Consider the following 17,345-nt stretch of genomic DNA (forward strand, 5'->3'; position numbering starts at 1 on the left):
CAAACATTCAAAATGGAAAAGGCCGCGAAAGCGGCCTTTAAGGTTTGCAGAGTATTACTCTTTTTTTGCGAGACGCATCGAGCCTTTTTATTGCTGTGGCTCAGCGACGATGTCACCCAGTTTGATCTTCGCTTCTTTACGCAAGTTGCTCATCAACGCTTCAAAAGCGATTTGCGCATTGTTCTGCGTGATGCCCTGTACCATCGCTTTCTTCTGCGCATCCGGCATCGTGCCTGCTTTCACTTCGTCCAGCGCCATGATAACGACATTGCCTTGCTGATCGTTAGCGGTACCGAAGGAAGGTTTATCTTTTGCTGGCAGCGGCAGATTAAACGCCGCCTGGCTTACCGGATCCTGGCCAGTACGTGCCAGCGTTTTCGCCTCACCAAAGCTCAGCCCCGCCGCTTTCAGCGCATCATCACCTTTACCGGCTTTCAGCTCACCCAGCAGTTTATCCGCATCGAGTTTTGCTTGTTGCTCCGCTTTGTTGTGCTTCACGATATCGCTGACCTGGGTTTTTACCTCGTCCAGCGGCTTGATCGCTTCGGCTTTGTGATCGGAGATACGCAGCACAAATGCGCGGTCACCATCAACGGTGATGATGTCGGAGTTGCTGCCCGGCGTGCCGTTCTTCCCTACCAGACCACCATTGAAAATGGCATCGCTTACCGGTTTGAAATTCAGCTCTTCCGGCAGGTTATCGCGACCGAACCAGCCGGTCTGTACTGCTTTAGCACCAGCAGCCTGCTCCGCACCTGCCAGCGATTCGTTATCGTTGCTCGCCGCTTCGCTCACTTTCTGCTGCAGCGCGTACCATGCATCCAGCGCTTTTTCCTGTTTCACTTTCGCTGCCAGTTCATCACGCACATCGTTCAGCGGTTTCACCTGCGCAGGCTGGATATCATCCAGACGTGCAACCAGGTAACCCACCGAAGATTTAATGACGCCAGACAGCTGGCCTTTCTCTTTCAAACCGGCGTTTTTAAGCTCTTCCGGCGTGGTGGCGTCTTCAAGCCAGCCCATATCACCGCCATCACGCGCAGAGATAATATCCACAGATTTCGTTTTTGCCAGAGCCGCAAAGTCCGCGCCTTTTTTCAGCTCATCCAGTACCGCTTTTGCTTCATCTTCCGTTTTGGTCTGGATAATGCTGTAGCGATTACGCTGCGGCTGCGTGAACTGATCCTGATGCTGATCGTAATAGGCCTGGATTTGCTCGTCGGTGACGTTTTCCTGCATCGATGCAGCATCCAGCTTGATATAGCTTACGCGGAATTGCTCCGGCGAAACAAAGCGGCTCTTGTTCTGATCGTAATAACTGGCAACTTCTTCATCGCTTGCGGTCTGCTTCGCCGCCAGCGCGTTGACATCAATCACTGCCTGACGCACAACACGCTGTTGAGCGACCAGTGCAGCCAGCTCGTCAGTCTCACCTTTGAGCATGAAATCAGTACCGGCAACGGCGTTAACCAGTTGCTGCGAGGTTAACTGGTTGCGCAGCGCCTGAGCATATTGATCGGTGCTCATCCCCATCTGGTTTACGATGGCGCTGAAGCGATTGTTATCAAATTTACCGTTAGCCTGAAATGCCTGAGTAGCGAAAATCGCTTTTTTCACCTGATCATCGCTAATGCCAAGACCCAGGCTTTTTGCGTACTGGTCCAGCAGCGCTTCATCAATTAAACGGTTAAGCACTTGCTGGCGCACAGATTTCATGTAGTTTTCGTTGGCCGCCAGCTCCGAGAACTGATCGCCCAGCTGTTGCGCCATGCGGTTGCGCTCGCTATTCACCGCGTTTTCAAACTGTGAACGGCCGATTTCCTGACCATTTACTTTTGCGGCGTAATTATTGTTACCGCCAATCAGGTAGTTACCTACGCCAGTCAAAATGAATGACACGATAATCAAACCCAGAATGATCTTGAGCACGACGTGATTTGCCGCCGCGCGTAAATTGTCCATCATGGTGTAACAACACTCCGCTGTAGGTGACTGTAGATCTCAGGCAGCTCAAGTTGCCCGCTGCGTGTAAACGCGTATTTTGACAAGAAAACGGGGCAATTGTTAGCCCGCATCGCGTATTAACTCGCAGAAAGTGCATTTGCACAAATAAAAAAGGCACATCTCGCGATGCGCCCTTGTAGTTTGTCGCTATCCCTTCAAGGGGAAGGCGATCAGTTTACTGCGTCTTTCAGTGCTTTGCCTGCGCGGAAACCAGGAACTTTAGCCGCAGCAATGGTGATTTCTTTGCCGGTCTGAGGGTTGCGGCCTGTACGGGCAGCACGCTCTTTAACAACAAAAGAGCCAAAACCTACCAGCGCTACGTCGTCCCCGGATTTCAAAGAATCAGTAACGGCAGCAATAAAAGCATCTAACACACGTCCAGCCGCAGCTTTAGAGATGTCAGCATCTGCGGCAATCTTGTCTACCAGTTGAGATTTATTCACTCTACTCTTCCTCTCTTTATAATTTATATCGCACCTGAATCCTTCACAGCGCGACCGCGCAGCAGTTATATCAGGCCTGTCATGCCCTTACAACACCAGTTGATGATGACACACCCAACCAGCAATCTAAATTAGCTATACAAAAAAAGGCTGGCAAGTCCGAAATCACTCACCAGCCTTGTTTTTATTAACGCACTTTGCGCAAGGTCACTATTTTGCCGTTACGACTTGCATACCAAAGGGTTCATTCTGCAGCGCGAGGGCGAGAACTTCTTCGATACGCTTGACCGGATGGATATCCAGATCCGCTACAACGTTGTCCGGGATCTCTTCCAGATCGCGCTTGTTTTCGTAAGGAATCAGAACAGTCTTAATGCCCCCACGATGCGCCGCCAGCAGTTTTTCCTTCAGTCCGCCAATCGGCAGAACCTGGCCACGCAGGGTGATCTCCCCTGTCATCGCCACGTCTGCACGAACCGGATTACCGGTCAGACAAGAAACCAGCGCGGTGCACATCGCAATACCTGCGCTTGGGCCATCTTTTGGCGTCGCACCTTCCGGCACGTGAACGTGAATATCACGTTTTTCATAGAAATCGCCGTTGATACCGAGTTTTTCCGCGCGGGCACGCACAACCGTCAGCGCCGCCTGGATAGACTCCTGCATCACTTCACCCAGAGAACCGGTATAAGTCAGCTTACCTTTGCCTGGGACACAGGCGGTTTCAATGGTCAGCAAGTCGCCGCCCACTTCCGTCCAGGCCAGGCCGGTGACCTGACCCACACGGTTTTCATCGTCCGCTCGACCGTAATCAAAGCGCTGCACACCAAGGTAGTCATGCAGGTTTTCACCGTTGATTTCGATATGCTTCAGAGACGGATCCAGCAGCAGCTGTTTCACCGCTTTCCGGCACAGTTTCGAAATTTCGCGTTCCAGACCACGCACACCCGCTTCGCGGGTGTAGTAACGGATAATGCCAATGATCGCGCTGTCATCAACGGTCAACTCACCCGGTTTCAGTGCGTTACGCTCAATCTGTTTGGTCAACAGGTGACGTTTGGCAATGTTCAGTTTTTCGTCTTCGGTGTAACCAGAAAGACGGATCACTTCCATACGGTCCAGCAGCGGCGCCGGAATATTCATAGAGTTGGAGGTCGCAACGAACATAACGTCGCTGAGATCGTAGTCCACTTCCAGATAGTGATCGCTAAATGCCACGTTCTGTTCCGGATCCAGCACTTCCAGCAGCGCTGAAGCCGGATCGCCGCGCATATCGGATGACATTTTGTCGATCTCATCGAGCAGGAACAGCGGGTTTTTCACGCCCACTTTTGCCATCTTCTGAATCAACTTACCCGGCATAGAACCGATGTAAGTACGGCGGTGACCGCGGATTTCTGCTTCATCACGCACGCCGCCCAGCGCCATACGGATGTATTTGCGCCCGGTAGCCTTCGCTATCGACTGACCCAGAGAGGTTTTACCTACCCCCGGCGGTCCAACCAGGCACAGAATCGGCCCTTTCAGTTTGTTCATACGGCTCTGAACCGCAAGATACTCTAGGATGCGGTCTTTGACACGTTCGAGGCCGTAATGGTCGGTATCAAGGATTTCCTGCGCCTGGCGCAGATCTTTTTTGACCTTGCTACGCGCGTTCCACGGTACCTGCACCATCCATTCGATATAGCCGCGCACCACGGTTGCTTCCGCAGACATCGGCGACATCATTTTCAGCTTTTGCAGCTCCGATTCGGCTTTTTCTTTTGCCTCTTTCGGCATTTTCGAAGCGTCGATTTTACGCTTCAGCGCTTCGTTTTCGTCCGGCGCGTCATCCATTTCGCCCAGCTCTTTCTGAATGGCTTTCATCTGTTCATTCAGATAGTACTCACGCTGGGATTTCTCCATCTGCTTTTTCACGCGATTGCGGATGCGTTTCTCAACCTGCAGCAGATCGATTTCAGACTCCATCATCGCCATCAGATATTCCAGACGTTCGTTGACGTCGGACATCTCCAGCACGGACTGCTTATCCGCCAGCTTCAGCGGCATGTGTGCAGCGATGGTGTCAGCCAGACGCGCAGGATCGTCGATGCTATTGAGCGACGTCAGCACTTCTGGCGGGATTTTTTTGTTGAGCTTGATATAGCCTTCAAACTGGCTGATCGCAGTGCGCACCAGCACTTCCTGCTCGCGCTCATCGATAGCCGGCGAGTCAAGGTATTCTGCTTTCGCTGAGAAATGCTCACCATCGTCAGCAAGCGTGGTAATACGCGCGCGCTGAAGCCCCTCGACCAGCACTTTTACCGTGCCATCGGGCAGTTTCAACATTTGCAAAATAGACGCCACGGTCCCGACGGTGAATAGATCGTTTACACCCGGCTCATCCGTTGAGGCTTCCTTCTGTGCAACCAGCATGATTTTTTTATCATGGTCCATGGCCGCTTCCAGACAACGGATAGATTTTTCCCGTCCCACAAATAACGGAATGACCATGTGCGGATAAACCACCACATCGCGCAACGGCAATACGGGGATTTCAATGCGTTCAGAACGCTCAGGATTCATAGAGCTCTCTCTTAGTTTAAAGTCCGCCAGGTAATCAGGTGACGTGACTGTGCAACACGCACCATTAACATGTAAAGCAGTATATGGGGATGTTTCCCACACATTCAACGCTGTGTTTACGGAAAAATAAAAGGGGAGATAAAATCCCCCCTTCTCGATTAACTGATTGTAAGATTTGGCTAATTATTCGCCAGACGCCTGCTGCGCTTCCGGTTTGCCATAAATCAGCAAGGGTTTGGTTTGACCCGCGATGACCGACTCATCAATCACCACTTTCTCGACATCTTCAAGTGATGGCAGATCATACATAGTGTCCAGCAGAGCGGCTTCAACGATAGAACGCAGCCCGCGAGCGCCGGTTTTGCGCACCATTGCTTTCTTCGCGATAGCGTCGAGCGCTTCGTCGCGGAATTCGAGATCCACGCCTTCCAGGTTGAAAAGCGCCTGATACTGCTTAGTCAGGGCATTTTTAGGCTCTTTCAGGATCTGAATCAGCGCTTCTTCACTCAATTCACTCAGCGTTGCAACAACTGGCAGACGGCCGATGAATTCAGGGATCAGACCGAATTTAATCAAATCTTCCGGTTCAACCTGCGCCAGCAGTTCGCCTTCGTTGGCTTTTTCAGATTTTCCTTTCACCGTTGCGCCAAAACCAATGCCGGAGCCGGTTTCAACACGGTGAGAAATCACTTTATCCAGGCCTGCGAACGCACCGCCACAGATAAACAGGATTTTAGAGGTATCAACCTGCAAAAACTCCTGCTGCGGATGCTTACGTCCACCCTGCGGCGGAACCGCAGCCACGGTACCTTCGATCAGCTTCAGCAGCGCCTGCTGTACACCTTCGCCGGAGACATCACGGGTAATCGACGGGTTATCAGACTTACGGGAGATCTTGTCGATTTCATCGATGTAGACAATCCCACGCTGCGCTTTCTGCACATCGTAGTCGCACTTCTGCAACAGTTTCTGAATGATGTTTTCTACGTCTTCACCCACGTAACCTGCTTCGGTTAACGTCGTAGCATCGGCCATGGTGAACGGGACATCCAACAGACGCGCCAGCGTTTCCGCCAACAGCGTTTTACCGGAACCCGTTGGCCCGATAAGCAGGATGTTACTTTTACCCAGTTCAACGCCGTTGCTGGTGTCGCCATTGCGCAGACGTTTGTAGTGGTTATATACCGCGACCGCCAGCACTTTTTTCGCCTGCTCCTGACCGATGACATAATCATCAAGGTGGTGGCGAATTTCATGCGGGGTCGGCAGCGCGCTGCGCTCGCGATGCGGCGCAACCTCTTTAATCTCTTCGCGAATAATGTCGTTACATAGATCCACACATTCGTCGCAGATATACACGGATGGCCCGGCGATCAGCTTACGCACTTCATGCTGGCTTTTGCCGCAAAAAGAGCAGTACAACAGTTTGCCCGAACCATCTTTGCGTTTATCTGTCATGAGTCAAAACCTCTTATCTGTTCTTTGTGCCGCACATGACGACGCATATGCCATTCCAGGCGCAAAACGTTACTCAAGCGTGTGCCGCTTGTACTCATTAGTATAGCGGCACCTGCAGCCTGAGCTTAGTTACGATGGGTTAAAATTGAATCAACCAGCCCGTATTCAACCGCCTCTTGCGCGGCAAGGAAGCGGTCACGTTCTGTATCGCGTTCAATTTGTTCTAAAGATTGACCCGTATGATGCGCCATAAGTTCATTCATGCGCCCTTTCACTTTCAGAATCTCACGCGCGTGGATTTCAATATCCGTCGCCTGGCCCTGATAGCCGCCCAGCGGCTGGTGAATCATCACACGTGAGTTTGGCAGGCAGAAACGCTTGCCTTTCGCACCCGCCGTCAGCAGGAATGCGCCCATTGACGCAGCCTGGCCCATACAAATTGTGCTGACGTCCGGCTTAATAAATTGCATGGTGTCATAAATTGACATCCCTGCGGTAATTACCCCGCCAGGCGAGTTAATGTACAGGTAAATGTCCTTTTCCGGGTTTTCCGCTTCCAAAAACAGCATTTGTGCCACAATCAGGTTCGCCATGTGGTCTTCAACCTGACCGGTCAGAAAAATTACGCGTTCCTTGAGAAGACGGGAGTAGATATCGAAAGAGCGCTCACCGCGTGAGGTCTGTTCAATAACCATTGGCACCAGGGCCATATGGGGTGCAAAGTTGTCTCGTTCGCCGCTGTATGACATTTCCGTCTCCTGGATAAAAAATTAACAAACCTGCTGTACTGATTGTACTTGAGTGAGTGGGGTCTGACTACGACGCCTCACGGACGGATTATCAGCCAGAGTCTTTTCTGTCGCTATTCCCTTAGTGGGGATGACATTACCTGATTTCAAGCATAACAATCTTTTGCTGTTACGCTAACACTGAAACGCCCTTTTAGCACAGATCTGATAGTCCTGATGCGATAAAAAAAGCCCGTCACCAGCAAGCAGGTGACGGGCTTATTGCTTTTAGCTATCGCAGAAGTCGATTAAGCCTGTTGGTTCATCAGTTCGTTAAAGGAAGTGGCTTTTTCAGTCACTTTCGCTTTTTCCAGAACCGCTTCAACCGCTTGTTCTTCCAGCGCAACGTTACGCATGTTTTCCATCAGCTCTTTGTTTTTATTGTAGAATTCGATCACTTCTTTCGGATCTTCATATGCAGAAGCCATCTCTTCGATCAGGCCTTTAACGCGCTCTTCGTCAGCTTTCAGCTCGTGGGTACGAATAACTTCGCCCAGCAGCAGGCCAACCACAACACGACGTTTTGCCTGCTCTTCGAACAGCTCACGCGGCAGTTCCAGAGCTTGTTTCTCGTTGCCACCGAAACGCTGTGCAGCCTGGCGGCGCAGAACGTCGATTTCGCTGTCAATCAGTGCAGCCGGAACGTCGATTTCGTTCGCTTTCACCAGGCCTTCAATCGCCTGAGATTTAACACGGTTACGCACCGCGCCTTTCAGCTCACGCTCCATGTTTTTGCGTACTTCAGCGCGCAGACCCGCAACGGAGCCATCTTCCACGCCAAAGCGTTTGATGAACTCTTCGGTCAGTTCCGGCAGTTCACGCTCCTCAACTTTCTTCAGGTTAATGACGAATTTCGCCGCTTTACCTTTCAGGTTTTCTGCGTGGTACTCTTCCGGGAAGGTCACGTCGATGGTGAACTCTTCGCCCGCTTTGTGGCCTTTAATACCGTCTTCGAAACCCGGGATCATACGACCCTGGCCCATTGCCAGTACGAAATCAGTGGCTTTGCCGCCTTCAAATTCTTCGCCATCAACGGAACCAGTGAAATCAACGGTCACGCGATCTTCAGCGTCAGCAGCGCCGTCTTTGTCTTTCCAGGTCGCCTGCTGCTTGCGCAGCGTTTCCAGCATGGTGTCCACGTCAGCATCGGTCACTTCAACAACCGGTTTTTCAACTTCGATGGTATCCAGCGCTTTCAGCTCAACTTCCGGGTACACTTCGAACTCTACAGAGTAGGTGAAGTCTTCGCCCAGTTTGTATTCGCCCGGAACATAGTTCGGCGCGCCAGCTGGGTTGATTTTTTCCTGAATGATCGCATCGATAAAGTTGCGGCTCATCAGATCGCCCAGAACGTCCTGGCGAACAGACGCGCCATAACGCTGAGCAACAACGGTCATCGGTACTTTACCCTTACGGAAGCCGTCAATACGCACTTTCTTCGCTACGTTGACCAGCTCGCTCTTCACAGCGGTCTCGATGCTGTCAGCAGCGATTGTAATCGTTACACGGCGCCCAAGGCCCTGAGTGGTTTCAACTGAAACTTGCATCTTGTTACCTCAAAAAATCACAGTGCTCGGTCAACTCTACTCTGCGAAGCAAACCGTTTCGCTTGCAGAACCGGGATGTTCTCTCAAATCAGATATACATTCCCTGTCGTCAGAATCATCCCGAAGACATTCCGAAAAATAAGACGCAGCATTATAGCGGCATCACAGATATGAGTCGAGAACGGGAATGTCGCAATGGTGCGTCATTTTTCACACTTCTGAAGCAATTTCGCTCAAAAAAGGGCGTTTCTCGCTCAAAATTCAGACAAAACAAAACGGCCCGTAGGCCGTTTTTACATAATCTGCATGCAACATACTGGAAAAGTTTGGGCTGTTGCAACCAGGTTTTCTACGCGATGCTTCCGGCACCGCGACAGGCTGGCGAGGTCAGCAGGGTATCCTGCAAACCTTCCCACTCCTTAAGTGTGTAAGTATGCAGAGCCAGTGCATGAATCGTCGTAGACAGTTCATCTGCCAACGTGCCGTAAATCATGCGATGACGGTTCAGAAAACGCTCTCCAGTAAAACGGTCGCTTACCAGTACAACTTTGAAGTGACTTTCAGAACCTGCGGGGACATTGTGACGATAGCTCTCGTCAACAACCTCGAGAATGAGGGGCTCAAACGCCGCCTTCAGCTTTGCTTCTATTTGTTCACGCATCATCATGATATTACACCTCCGACAACGCTGAGATGCCAGCCATCTCTTTAAATGTTAGCCGCTTTTACCGTCTCTATAACAATAAAACAACAAAAAATTAGCGTTCGTCCTATTTTCCCGCTCAAGGGGATGAACTCTACTGAAAGCAGCTTTTTTTGCGTGGCATCACCCATAAAACCGTTTTTGACGGCAAAAAAAGCACAAGACGATGAATTTCCATGCATTGAGGACTTCCTCTTAACACCGGCAATGTTATGATGGCGAGAATTTTCCCCCAGAAGCTTAGATCCTTGAGAGCCTGAACATGTTTAAAAAACTACTCTTTCCGTTGGTCGCTTTATTTATGCTGGCCGGGTGCGCAACCCCGCCGACAACACTTGATGTCACCCCAAAAATTACTCTGCCGCAACAGGATCCAAGCCTGATGGGTGTCACCGTGAGCATCAACGGTGCCGATCAGCGCCCGGATCAAGCGCTGGCCAAAGTGACACGCGATAACCAGCTGGTTACCCTGACAGCCTCCCGCGATCTGCGTTTCCTGCTGCAAGAAGTGCTGGAAAAACAGATGACCGCGCGCGGTTATATGATCGGGCCGAACGGCGCGGTAAACCTGCAGATTATTGTTAACCAGCTGTATGCGGATGTCTCTCAGGGCAACGTCCGCTACAACATCGCGACCAAAGCGGATATCGCAATCATCGCGACTGCTGCGAACGGCAACAAGATGACCAAAAACTACCGCGCAAGCTATAACGTCGAAGGCGCATTCCAGGCTACCAACGACAAGATTGCCGGTGCGGTTAACAGCGTGTTGACTGACACCATCGCTGATATGTCTCAGGACACCAGCATTCACGACTTCATCAAGCAAAACGCTCGTTAATCTTTTTCTGGCCCGGTTTTCCGGGCCAGTTTTTAACACATGTCCAGTCACTACTTACGCATCTTCACCCAACCGAAATCAGCCATCCTGCTGATTCTGGGTTTTGCTTCCGGTTTGCCTCTCGCCCTGACCAGCGGCACGCTCCAGGCGTGGATGACCGTTGAAAACATCGATTTAAAAACCATCGGTTTCTTCTCTCTGGTCGGCCAGGCTTACGTGTTTAAGTTTTTGTGGTCGCCGCTGATGGATCGCTACACGCCGCCTTTACTCGGGCGTCGTCGCGGCTGGCTGCTCCTCACGCAAATTCTGCTGCTGGTGTCGATTGCCGCAATGGGTTTCCTCGATCCGGCCAACCATCTGCGCTGGATGGCGGCGCTGGCTGTGCTTATCGCTTTCTGCTCTGCGTCTCAGGATATAGTGTTTGACGCCTGGAAAACGGATGTGCTGCCGCTCGAAGAGCGAGGCGCAGGTGCGGCAATAAGCGTGCTGGGCTATCGACTCGGAATGTTGGTTTCCGGAGGACTGGCTTTATGGCTGGCGGATCGCTGGCTCGGCTGGCAGGGAATGTACTGGTTGATGGCCGTGCTACTGGTCCCGTGCATTATCGCCACCCTGCTCGCACCGGAGCCAGAGGATGTGATTCCGGTGCCGAAAACGCTGGAACGCGCCGTTGTCGAGCCGCTGCGTGATTTCTTTGGGCGTAACAACGCCTGGCTTATTCTTCTATTAATAGTGCTGTACAAACTGGGCGATGCGTTCGCCATGAGTCTGACAACAACATTTCTCATCCGCGGCGTTGGTTTTGACGCCGGAGAAGTGGGAGTGGTGAACAAAACGCTGGGGCTTATCGCCACGATTATCGGCGCGTTGTTAGGCGGCGTACTGATGCAGCGGTTATCCCTGTTCCGTGCGTTGTTAATTTTCGGCGTACTGCAGGCCATTTCGAATGCCGGTTACTGGCTGCTTTCAATAACGGCGAAAAGCATTTTTACGATGGGTTCAGCCGTCTTTTTAGAAAACTTGTGTGGCGGCATGGGGACTGCGGCGTTTGTTGCGCTATTAATGACGCTCTGCAACAAATCCTTCTCCGCAACGCAGTTTGCTCTGCTCTCGGCGCTATCGGCGGTTGGACGCGTCTATGTCGGCCCGCTGGCTGGCTGGTTTGTTGAAAGTTACAGCTGGTCGACGTTCTATCTCTTTTCGATTGTGGCCGCGCTTCCCGGTCTGTTATTGCTGATGCTGTGCAAAAAAACACTGGCATTTACGCAACAGAGTGAAAGTTTTCTCTGCAGAACCGAATACGCTACGGCCTACCAGCTGGCGCTGCGCATACTGAGCGCCGGTTGCGTACTGTTAGGATGCTGGCTGCTGGTGTTAATGATCAACGCCACAGGGTTTACCGACTGGTCTTTCGGCACCACGCTGCTGGAATGGGGCGCACTGTTAGCGTTTATCGGCATTGTGTTTGGCGGTGTGTTGGATCTGCTGGCGCTACGTAAAACAGAGTTGCTATAACGTGTTAAAACGACGTGATAAAAAAGCGCCTGCGGGCGCTTTTTTTGGCGTCAAAGCCTCGAAATGTTAAAAAACAGTAAAATGGCAAATAAAATCGCTTAAGAATATATTTACTGGCTATTTTCCTATTAAAATCAGGCCACCAAAAAATAAAAACGGCCTAAAACAATTCACCGCAGTTATTATTATGTTCAATAAATAAACACCACATCTTTTTAGCAAATCGCCTAATTCAAATTGTGCAAATAAAAAAATCTTAATTGTTTTGTGCCTTATAAATTAAAGGCTACTCTTTAACGATTCAGCACGGTTATTAATTGTTGGGTTTCAAGTTCGTTCCAATAATGTTCGATATTTGCTGGATATTTGTTAAATAAATGTATATTTAACTGATTGGTTATACCAATTTACCCCCTGGACTGATTGTCATGTAATTTTTCCGTTATAATCTCACTCTCTGGCAGTGCGAATCGCTTTTTTTACAGATTGTTGCATTCGATGTGACATAAACGGCAAAAGCCAGTAACACCTTACTGACACAGAGCCAATCATGTTTACAGTAACGTAACCTTTCCGTAAAATGCCCGCACACTTTAAGCGCCACCAGATCCCGTGGAATTGAGGTCGTTAAATGAGACTCAGGAAATACAATAAAAGTTTGGGATGGTTGTCATTAATCGCCGGTACTGTTTTACTCAGTGGCTGCGATTCTGCACTTCTTGACCCCAAAGGACAGATTGGACTGGAGCAACGTTCGCTGATACTGACGGCTTTTGGCCTGATGTTGATTGTCGTTATTCCCGCCATCTTGATGGCCGTTGGTTTCGCCTGGAAGTATCGTGCGAGCAATAAAGATGCGAAGTATAGCCCTAACTGGTCACACTCCAATAAAGTGGAAGCTGTGGTCTGGACGGTACCTATTCTGATCATCCTGTTCCTCGCCGTATTGACATGGAAAACCACCCACGCGCTCGAACCGAGCAAACCATTAGCCCATGACGAACAACCGATCACCATTGAAGTTGTTTCTATGGACTGGAAATGGTTCTTCATCTATCCGGAGCAGGGCATTGCTACCGTGAACGAAATCGCCTTCCCGGCTAACGTTCCGGTTCAGTTCAAAGTGACCTCCAACTCCGTGATGAACTCGTTCTTTATCCCGAAACTTGGTAGCCAGATTTATGCGATGGCCGGTATGCAGACTAACCTGCATCTGATCGCCAACGAAGCTGGTACCTACGATGGTATCTCCGCAAGCTACAGCGGCCCGGGCTTCTCGGGTATGAAGTTTAAAGCAATTGCTACGCCGGACCGTGCCGCATTCGACCAGTGGGTCGCAAAAGCGAAACAAGCTCCGAATACCCTGCCGGATATGGCAGCGTATGACAAACTTGCTGCGCCAAGCGAATACAACAAGGTTGAATACTTCTCCAGCGTGAAACCCGATTTGTTTAAAGACGTTATCAACAAATTTATGGGCCACGGCATGAGCATGGACATGAACCAACCTAAGGGCGAGCATAGCGAGCACGAAGGTATGGAAGGCATGGACATGAGCCACGCGGAAACCTCTCACTAAGGGGTCGAGGAAGAAAACGATGTTCGGAAAATTGACACTGGATGCAGTCCCCTACCATGAACCCATTATTGTGGTTACGGTGGCTGCCATTATCATCGGTGGCCTGGCATTACTGGCCCTGATTACTTACTTCGGTAAGTGGAACTACTTGTGGAAAGAGTGGCTGACTTCGGTTGACCACAAAAAGCTCGGTATCATGTACTGCATCGTCGGTATCGTGATGCTGATTCGTGGCTTTGCTGACGCCATCATGATGCGTAGCCAGCAAGCACTCGCCTCGGCGGGTGAAGCAGGCTTCCTGCCGCCGCACCACTACGATCAGATCTTCACCGCCCACGGCGTGATCATGATCTTCTTCGTAGCAATGCCGCTGGTTATCGGTCTGATGAACGTGGTGATCCCACTGCAGATCGGCGCTCGCGACGTGGCGTTCCCGTTCCTCAACAACCTGAGCTTCTGGTTCACGGTTGTCGGTGTAATCCTGGTTAACCTGTCTCTCGGCGTGGGTGAATTCGCGCAGACTGGCTGGCTGGCTTATCCGCCGCTATCGGGGATTGAATACAGTCCTGGTGTCGGGGTTGATTACTGGATCTGGGCACTTCAGCTCTCCGGTATCGGTACGACGCTGACCGGTATCAACTTCTTCGTGACCATTCTGAAGATGCGTGCGCCGGGCATGACCATGTTCAAGATGCCGGTATTTACCTGGGCATCGCTGTGCGCCAACGTGCTGATCATCGCCTCGTTCCCGATCCTGACTGTCACCATCGCGCTGCTGACCCTGGACCGCTATCTGGGTACCCATTTCTTCACCAACGAAATGGGCGGCAACATGATGATGTACATCAACCTGATCTGGGCCTGGGGCCATCCGGAAGTGTACATCCTGGTTCTGCCGGTATTCGGTGTGTTCTCGGAAGTCGCCGCGACCTTCTCGCGTAAGCGTCTGTTCGGTTACACCTCGCTGGTTTGGGCGACCGTGTGTATTACCGTACTGTCGTTTATCGTTTGGTTGCACCACTTCTTCACCATGGGTGCAGGCGCGAACGTTAACGCCTTCTTCGGTATCGCCACCATGATTATCGCCATCCCGACCGGGGTGAAGATCTTCAACTGGCTGTTCACCATGTACCAGGGCCGTATCGTGTTCCATTCAGCAATGATGTGGACCATCGGCTTTATCGTGACCTTCTCTGTGGGCGGTATGACCGGCGTACTGCTGGCGGTACCGGGCGCGGACTTTGTGCTGCACAACAGTCTGTTCCTGATTGCTCACTTCCATAACGTCATCATCGGCGGTGTGGTATTTGGTTGCTTTGCGGGTATCACTTACTGGTGGCCGAAAGCGTTTGGCTTCACCCTGAATGAAACCTGGGGTAAACGCGCGTTCTGGTTCTGGATCATCGGCTTCTTCGTAGCATTTATGCCGCTGTATGTGCTGGGCTTTATGGGTATGACCCGTCGCCTGAGCCAGCAGATTGATCCGCAGTTCCACTCAATGCTGGTGGTTGCCGCTTGCGGTGCTGCGCTGATTGCCTGCGGTATTCTGTGCCAGTTGATTCAGTACTACGTCTCCATCCGCGACCGTCACCTCAACCGTGACCTGACCGGTGACCCGTGGGGCGGCCGTACGCTGGAGTGGGCAACCTCTTCTCCGCCGCCGTTCTACAACTTCGCTGAAGTGCCACACGTTCATGAGCGTGATGCATTCTGGGAAATGAAAGAAAAAGGCGAAGCGTACAAGCAACCTGCGCATTATGAAGAAATTCATATGCCGAAAAACAGCGGTGCGGGCATTGTTATTGCCGCTTTCGCAACGGTGTTTGGCTTTGCCATGATCTGGCACATCTGGTGGATGGCGATCGTCGGTTTCGCCGGCATCGTAATTAGCTGGATTGTGAAGAGCTTTGACGAGGACGTGGATTACTACGTACCGGTTGCAGAAATCGAAAAACTGGAAAACCAGCATTTCGATGAGATCAAAAAGGCAGGGCTGAAAAATGGCAACTGATACTCTGACGACTGCGAACGCCCACGCGCACGAACATGGGCACCATGATTCAGGACCGACCAAAGTCTTCGGTTTCTGGATCTACCTGATGAGCGACTGCATTCTGTTCTCGATCCTGTTCGCGACCTATGCCGTGTTAGTGAATAACACGGCGGGTGGCCCGTCGGGTAAAGACATTTTTGAACTGCCGTTCGTTCTGGTGGAAACCGCCCTGCTGCTGTTCAGCTCCATCACCTATGGCATGGCGGCGATCGCCATGTATAAGAACAACAAAAGCCAGGTTGTTTCCTGGCTGGCGTTGACCTGGCTGTTCGGCGCAGGCTTCATCGGGATGGAACTCTATGAATTCCATCACCTGATTGTTGAAGGTATGGGTCCGGATCGCAGCGGCTTCCTGTCAGCGTTCTTCGCGCTGGTTGGCACCCACGGTCTGCACGTGACCTCGGGTCTGATCTGGATGGCAGTGCTGATGTTCCAGATTTCCCGTCGCGGCCTGACCAGTACAAACCGTACGCGTATCCTGTGCCTGAGCCTGTTCTGGCACTTCCTGGACGTCGTATGGATTTGTGTATTCTCAGTCGTTTATCTGATGGGGGCGATGTAATGAGTCATTCAACCGATCATGGCGCTTCCCACGGTAGCGTAAAAACCTACATGACAGGTTTTATCCTGTCGATCATCCTGACGGTGATCCCGTTCTGGATGGTGATGAGCGGTACTGCGTCCCACGTGGCGATTCTCGGCACTGTGCTGGTGACAGCGGTGGTACAGATTCTGGTGCATCTGGTGTGCTTCCTGCACATGAACACCAAGTCTGATGAAGGCTGGAACATGACGGCTTTCGTCTTTACTGTGCTGATCATCGCGATCGTGGTGGTAGGTTCCATCTGGATTATGTGGAACCTCAACTACAACATGATGGTTCGATAAGAGCGGCGAAGTATGTTTAAGCAATACCTGCAAGTCACGAAACCGGGCATTATTTTTGGCAACTTGATCTCCGTGATCGGGGGATTCCTGCTGGCCTCTAAAGGCCACATTGATTACCCCCTATTCATCTACACGCTGATTGGTGTGTCGCTGGTGGTCGCCTCTGGTTGTGTTTTTAACAACTACATCGATCGTGACATCGACAAAAAGATGGAACGGACGAAAAACAGGGTGCTGGTCAGAGGGCTGATCTCGCCAAAAGTCTCGCTGGTTTACGCCGCCTTGCTGGGTATTGCTGGCTTCATGCTGCTGTGGTTTGGCGCCAACCCGCTGGCTTGCTGGCTGGGGGTAATGGGGTTCGTGGTATATGTGGGCGTCTACAGCCTGTATATGAAACGCCACTCCGTTTACGGTACGCTGATTGGTTCACTCTCCGGCGCTGCGCCGCCGGTGATTGGCTACTGCGCCGTCACCAACGAGTTTGACAGCGGCGCGGCGATCCTGTTGGCGATTTTCAGCCTGTGGCAGATGCCTCACTCGTATGCCATCGCGATTTTCCGCTTTAAGGATTATCAGGCAGCGAACATCCCTGTACTGCCGGTGGTGAAAGGTATTTCCGTGGCGAAAAACCATATCACGCTCTACATCCTGGCGTTCGCTATCGCCACTTTGATGCTGTCGCTTGGCGGCTACGCCGGTTACAAATACCTGGTCGTTGCCGCAGCGGTAAGCCTCTGGTGGCTGGGCATGGCGCTACGTGGTTATAAAGTTGAGGATGACAAGGTGTGGGCGCGCAAACTGTTCGTCTTCTCCATTGTCGCTATCACCTCGCTCAGCGTGATGATGTCGGTCGATTTTATGGTGCCGGATTCCCATAACCTGTTGACCTACGTCTGGTGATCCAAACCGCCATTATAAAGGGTGCTACGGCACCCTTTTTTCATGCCCAAACGCCCCGCTC

14 protein-coding genes are annotated in these 17,345 nt (G+C 51.4%); 7 read left to right on the forward strand and 7 right to left on the reverse strand.

Annotation, left to right across the window (positions count from 1 at the left end; genetic code table 11):
- Positions 1-87: 87 nt before the first annotated feature.
- The 7 genes from ppiD to bolA form a co-directional block, all read right to left on the reverse strand.
- On the reverse strand, positions 88-1,965 hold the full coding sequence (ppiD, locus tag AAIG26_RS06030; protein ID WP_343180221.1) for a peptidylprolyl isomerase: 1,878 nt from the start codon (positions 1,963-1,965) through the stop codon (positions 88-90).
- A 209-nt stretch (positions 1,966-2,174) separates the two neighbouring features.
- On the reverse strand, positions 2,175-2,447 hold the full coding sequence (hupB, locus tag AAIG26_RS06035) for a nucleoid-associated protein HU-beta (RefSeq protein WP_017458889.1): 273 nt from the start codon (positions 2,445-2,447) through the stop codon (positions 2,175-2,177).
- Positions 2,448-2,657: 210 nt separating this feature from the next.
- A complete protein-coding gene (lon, locus tag AAIG26_RS06040; protein WP_020456771.1) occupies positions 2,658-5,012 on the reverse strand; it encodes an endopeptidase La in 2,355 nt (784 codons plus the stop codon).
- 183 nt (positions 5,013-5,195) lie between these two features.
- The gene (clpX, locus tag AAIG26_RS06045) at positions 5,196-6,470 is read right to left on the reverse strand and encodes an ATP-dependent protease ATP-binding subunit ClpX (RefSeq protein WP_017458887.1); all 1,275 of its coding nucleotides are present in this window, start codon (positions 6,468-6,470) and stop codon (positions 5,196-5,198) included.
- A gap of 125 nt (positions 6,471-6,595) precedes the next feature.
- Positions 6,596-7,219 (reverse strand): ATP-dependent Clp endopeptidase proteolytic subunit ClpP, encoded by a 624-nt coding sequence (clpP, locus tag AAIG26_RS06050; RefSeq protein WP_017458886.1) that lies wholly within the window; start codon positions 7,217-7,219, stop codon positions 6,596-6,598.
- Between the two features lie 287 nt (positions 7,220-7,506).
- Positions 7,507-8,805 (reverse strand): trigger factor, encoded by a 1,299-nt coding sequence (tig, locus tag AAIG26_RS06055; RefSeq protein WP_343180223.1) that lies wholly within the window; start codon positions 8,803-8,805, stop codon positions 7,507-7,509.
- 349 nt (positions 8,806-9,154) lie between these two features.
- On the reverse strand, positions 9,155-9,472 hold the full coding sequence (bolA, locus tag AAIG26_RS06060) for a transcriptional regulator BolA (RefSeq protein ID WP_017458883.1): 318 nt from the start codon (positions 9,470-9,472) through the stop codon (positions 9,155-9,157).
- 298 nt (positions 9,473-9,770) lie between these two features.
- Here bolA and AAIG26_RS06065 point away from each other — a divergent pair, with 298 nt between their 5' ends.
- The 7 genes from AAIG26_RS06065 to cyoE all read left to right on the forward strand — a co-directional run bounded on the left by AAIG26_RS06065 (position 9,771) and on the right by cyoE (position 17,284).
- Complete coding sequence (locus tag AAIG26_RS06065; protein ID WP_017458882.1) at positions 9,771-10,349, forward strand: lipoprotein; 579 nt, start codon at positions 9,771-9,773, stop codon at positions 10,347-10,349.
- A 39-nt stretch (positions 10,350-10,388) separates the two neighbouring features.
- On the forward strand, positions 10,389-11,864 hold the full coding sequence (gene ampG / locus AAIG26_RS06070; RefSeq protein WP_343180225.1) for a muropeptide MFS transporter AmpG: 1,476 nt from the start codon (positions 10,389-10,391) through the stop codon (positions 11,862-11,864).
- Positions 11,865-12,495: 631 nt separating this feature from the next.
- Entirely contained in the window at positions 12,496-13,443 is a 948-nt protein-coding gene (cyoA, locus tag AAIG26_RS06075; RefSeq protein WP_017458879.1) for a cytochrome o ubiquinol oxidase subunit II, read from the forward strand.
- 19 nt (positions 13,444-13,462) lie between these two features.
- A complete protein-coding gene (gene cyoB / locus AAIG26_RS06080) occupies positions 13,463-15,454 on the forward strand; it encodes a cytochrome o ubiquinol oxidase subunit I (RefSeq protein ID WP_020456767.1) in 1,992 nt (663 codons plus the stop codon).
- Positions 15,444-16,058 (forward strand): cytochrome o ubiquinol oxidase subunit III, encoded by a 615-nt coding sequence (locus AAIG26_RS06085; protein WP_017458877.1) that lies wholly within the window; start codon positions 15,444-15,446, stop codon positions 16,056-16,058. The genes cyoB and AAIG26_RS06085 overlap by 11 nt, the downstream gene beginning before the upstream one ends.
- Positions 16,058-16,384, forward strand: a complete 327-nt coding sequence (locus AAIG26_RS06090) for a cytochrome o ubiquinol oxidase subunit IV (protein ID WP_017458876.1) — start codon at positions 16,058-16,060, stop codon at positions 16,382-16,384. The genes AAIG26_RS06085 and AAIG26_RS06090 overlap by 1 nt, the downstream gene beginning before the upstream one ends.
- A gap of 12 nt (positions 16,385-16,396) precedes the next feature.
- A complete protein-coding gene (gene cyoE / locus AAIG26_RS06095; RefSeq protein WP_017458875.1) occupies positions 16,397-17,284 on the forward strand; it encodes a heme o synthase in 888 nt (295 codons plus the stop codon).
- Positions 17,285-17,345: the final 61 nt, after the last annotated feature.

This window comes from Kosakonia sp. PSU_27 (assembly GCF_039409795.1).
In the GTDB taxonomy this organism is placed as follows: Bacteria; Pseudomonadota; Gammaproteobacteria; order Enterobacterales; family Enterobacteriaceae; genus Kosakonia.

Bases quoted from the DNA above. Each gene is read 5' to 3' on its own strand.
- AAIG26_RS06065 (WP_017458882.1), top strand. From the start codon at position 9,771: ATGTTTAAAAAACTACTCTTTCCGTTGGTCGCTTTATTTATGCTGGCC.
- cyoE (WP_017458875.1), top strand. From the start codon at position 16,397: ATGTTTAAGCAATACCTGCAAGTCACGAAACCGGGCATTATTTTTGGC.
- clpX (WP_017458887.1), bottom strand. From the start codon at position 6,470: ATGACAGATAAACGCAAAGATGGTTCGGGCAAACTGTTGTACTGCTCT.
- tig (WP_343180223.1), bottom strand. From the start codon at position 8,805: ATGCAAGTTTCAGTTGAAACCACTCAGGGCCTTGGGCGCCGTGTAACG.
- bolA (WP_017458883.1), bottom strand. From the start codon at position 9,472: ATGATGATGCGTGAACAAATAGAAGCAAAGCTGAAGGCGGCGTTTGAG.
- AAIG26_RS06085 (WP_017458877.1), top strand. From the start codon at position 15,444: ATGGCAACTGATACTCTGACGACTGCGAACGCCCACGCGCACGAACAT.
- clpP (WP_017458886.1), bottom strand. From the start codon at position 7,219: ATGTCATACAGCGGCGAACGAGACAACTTTGCACCCCATATGGCCCTG.
- ppiD (WP_343180221.1), bottom strand. From the start codon at position 1,965: ATGATGGACAATTTACGCGCGGCGGCAAATCACGTCGTGCTCAAGATC.
- cyoB (WP_020456767.1), top strand. From the start codon at position 13,463: ATGTTCGGAAAATTGACACTGGATGCAGTCCCCTACCATGAACCCATT.
- AAIG26_RS06090 (WP_017458876.1), top strand. From the start codon at position 16,058: ATGAGTCATTCAACCGATCATGGCGCTTCCCACGGTAGCGTAAAAACC.
- ampG (WP_343180225.1), top strand. From the start codon at position 10,389: ATGTCCAGTCACTACTTACGCATCTTCACCCAACCGAAATCAGCCATC.
- cyoA (WP_017458879.1), top strand. From the start codon at position 12,496: ATGAGACTCAGGAAATACAATAAAAGTTTGGGATGGTTGTCATTAATC.
- lon (WP_020456771.1), bottom strand. From the start codon at position 5,012: ATGAATCCTGAGCGTTCTGAACGCATTGAAATCCCCGTATTGCCGTTG.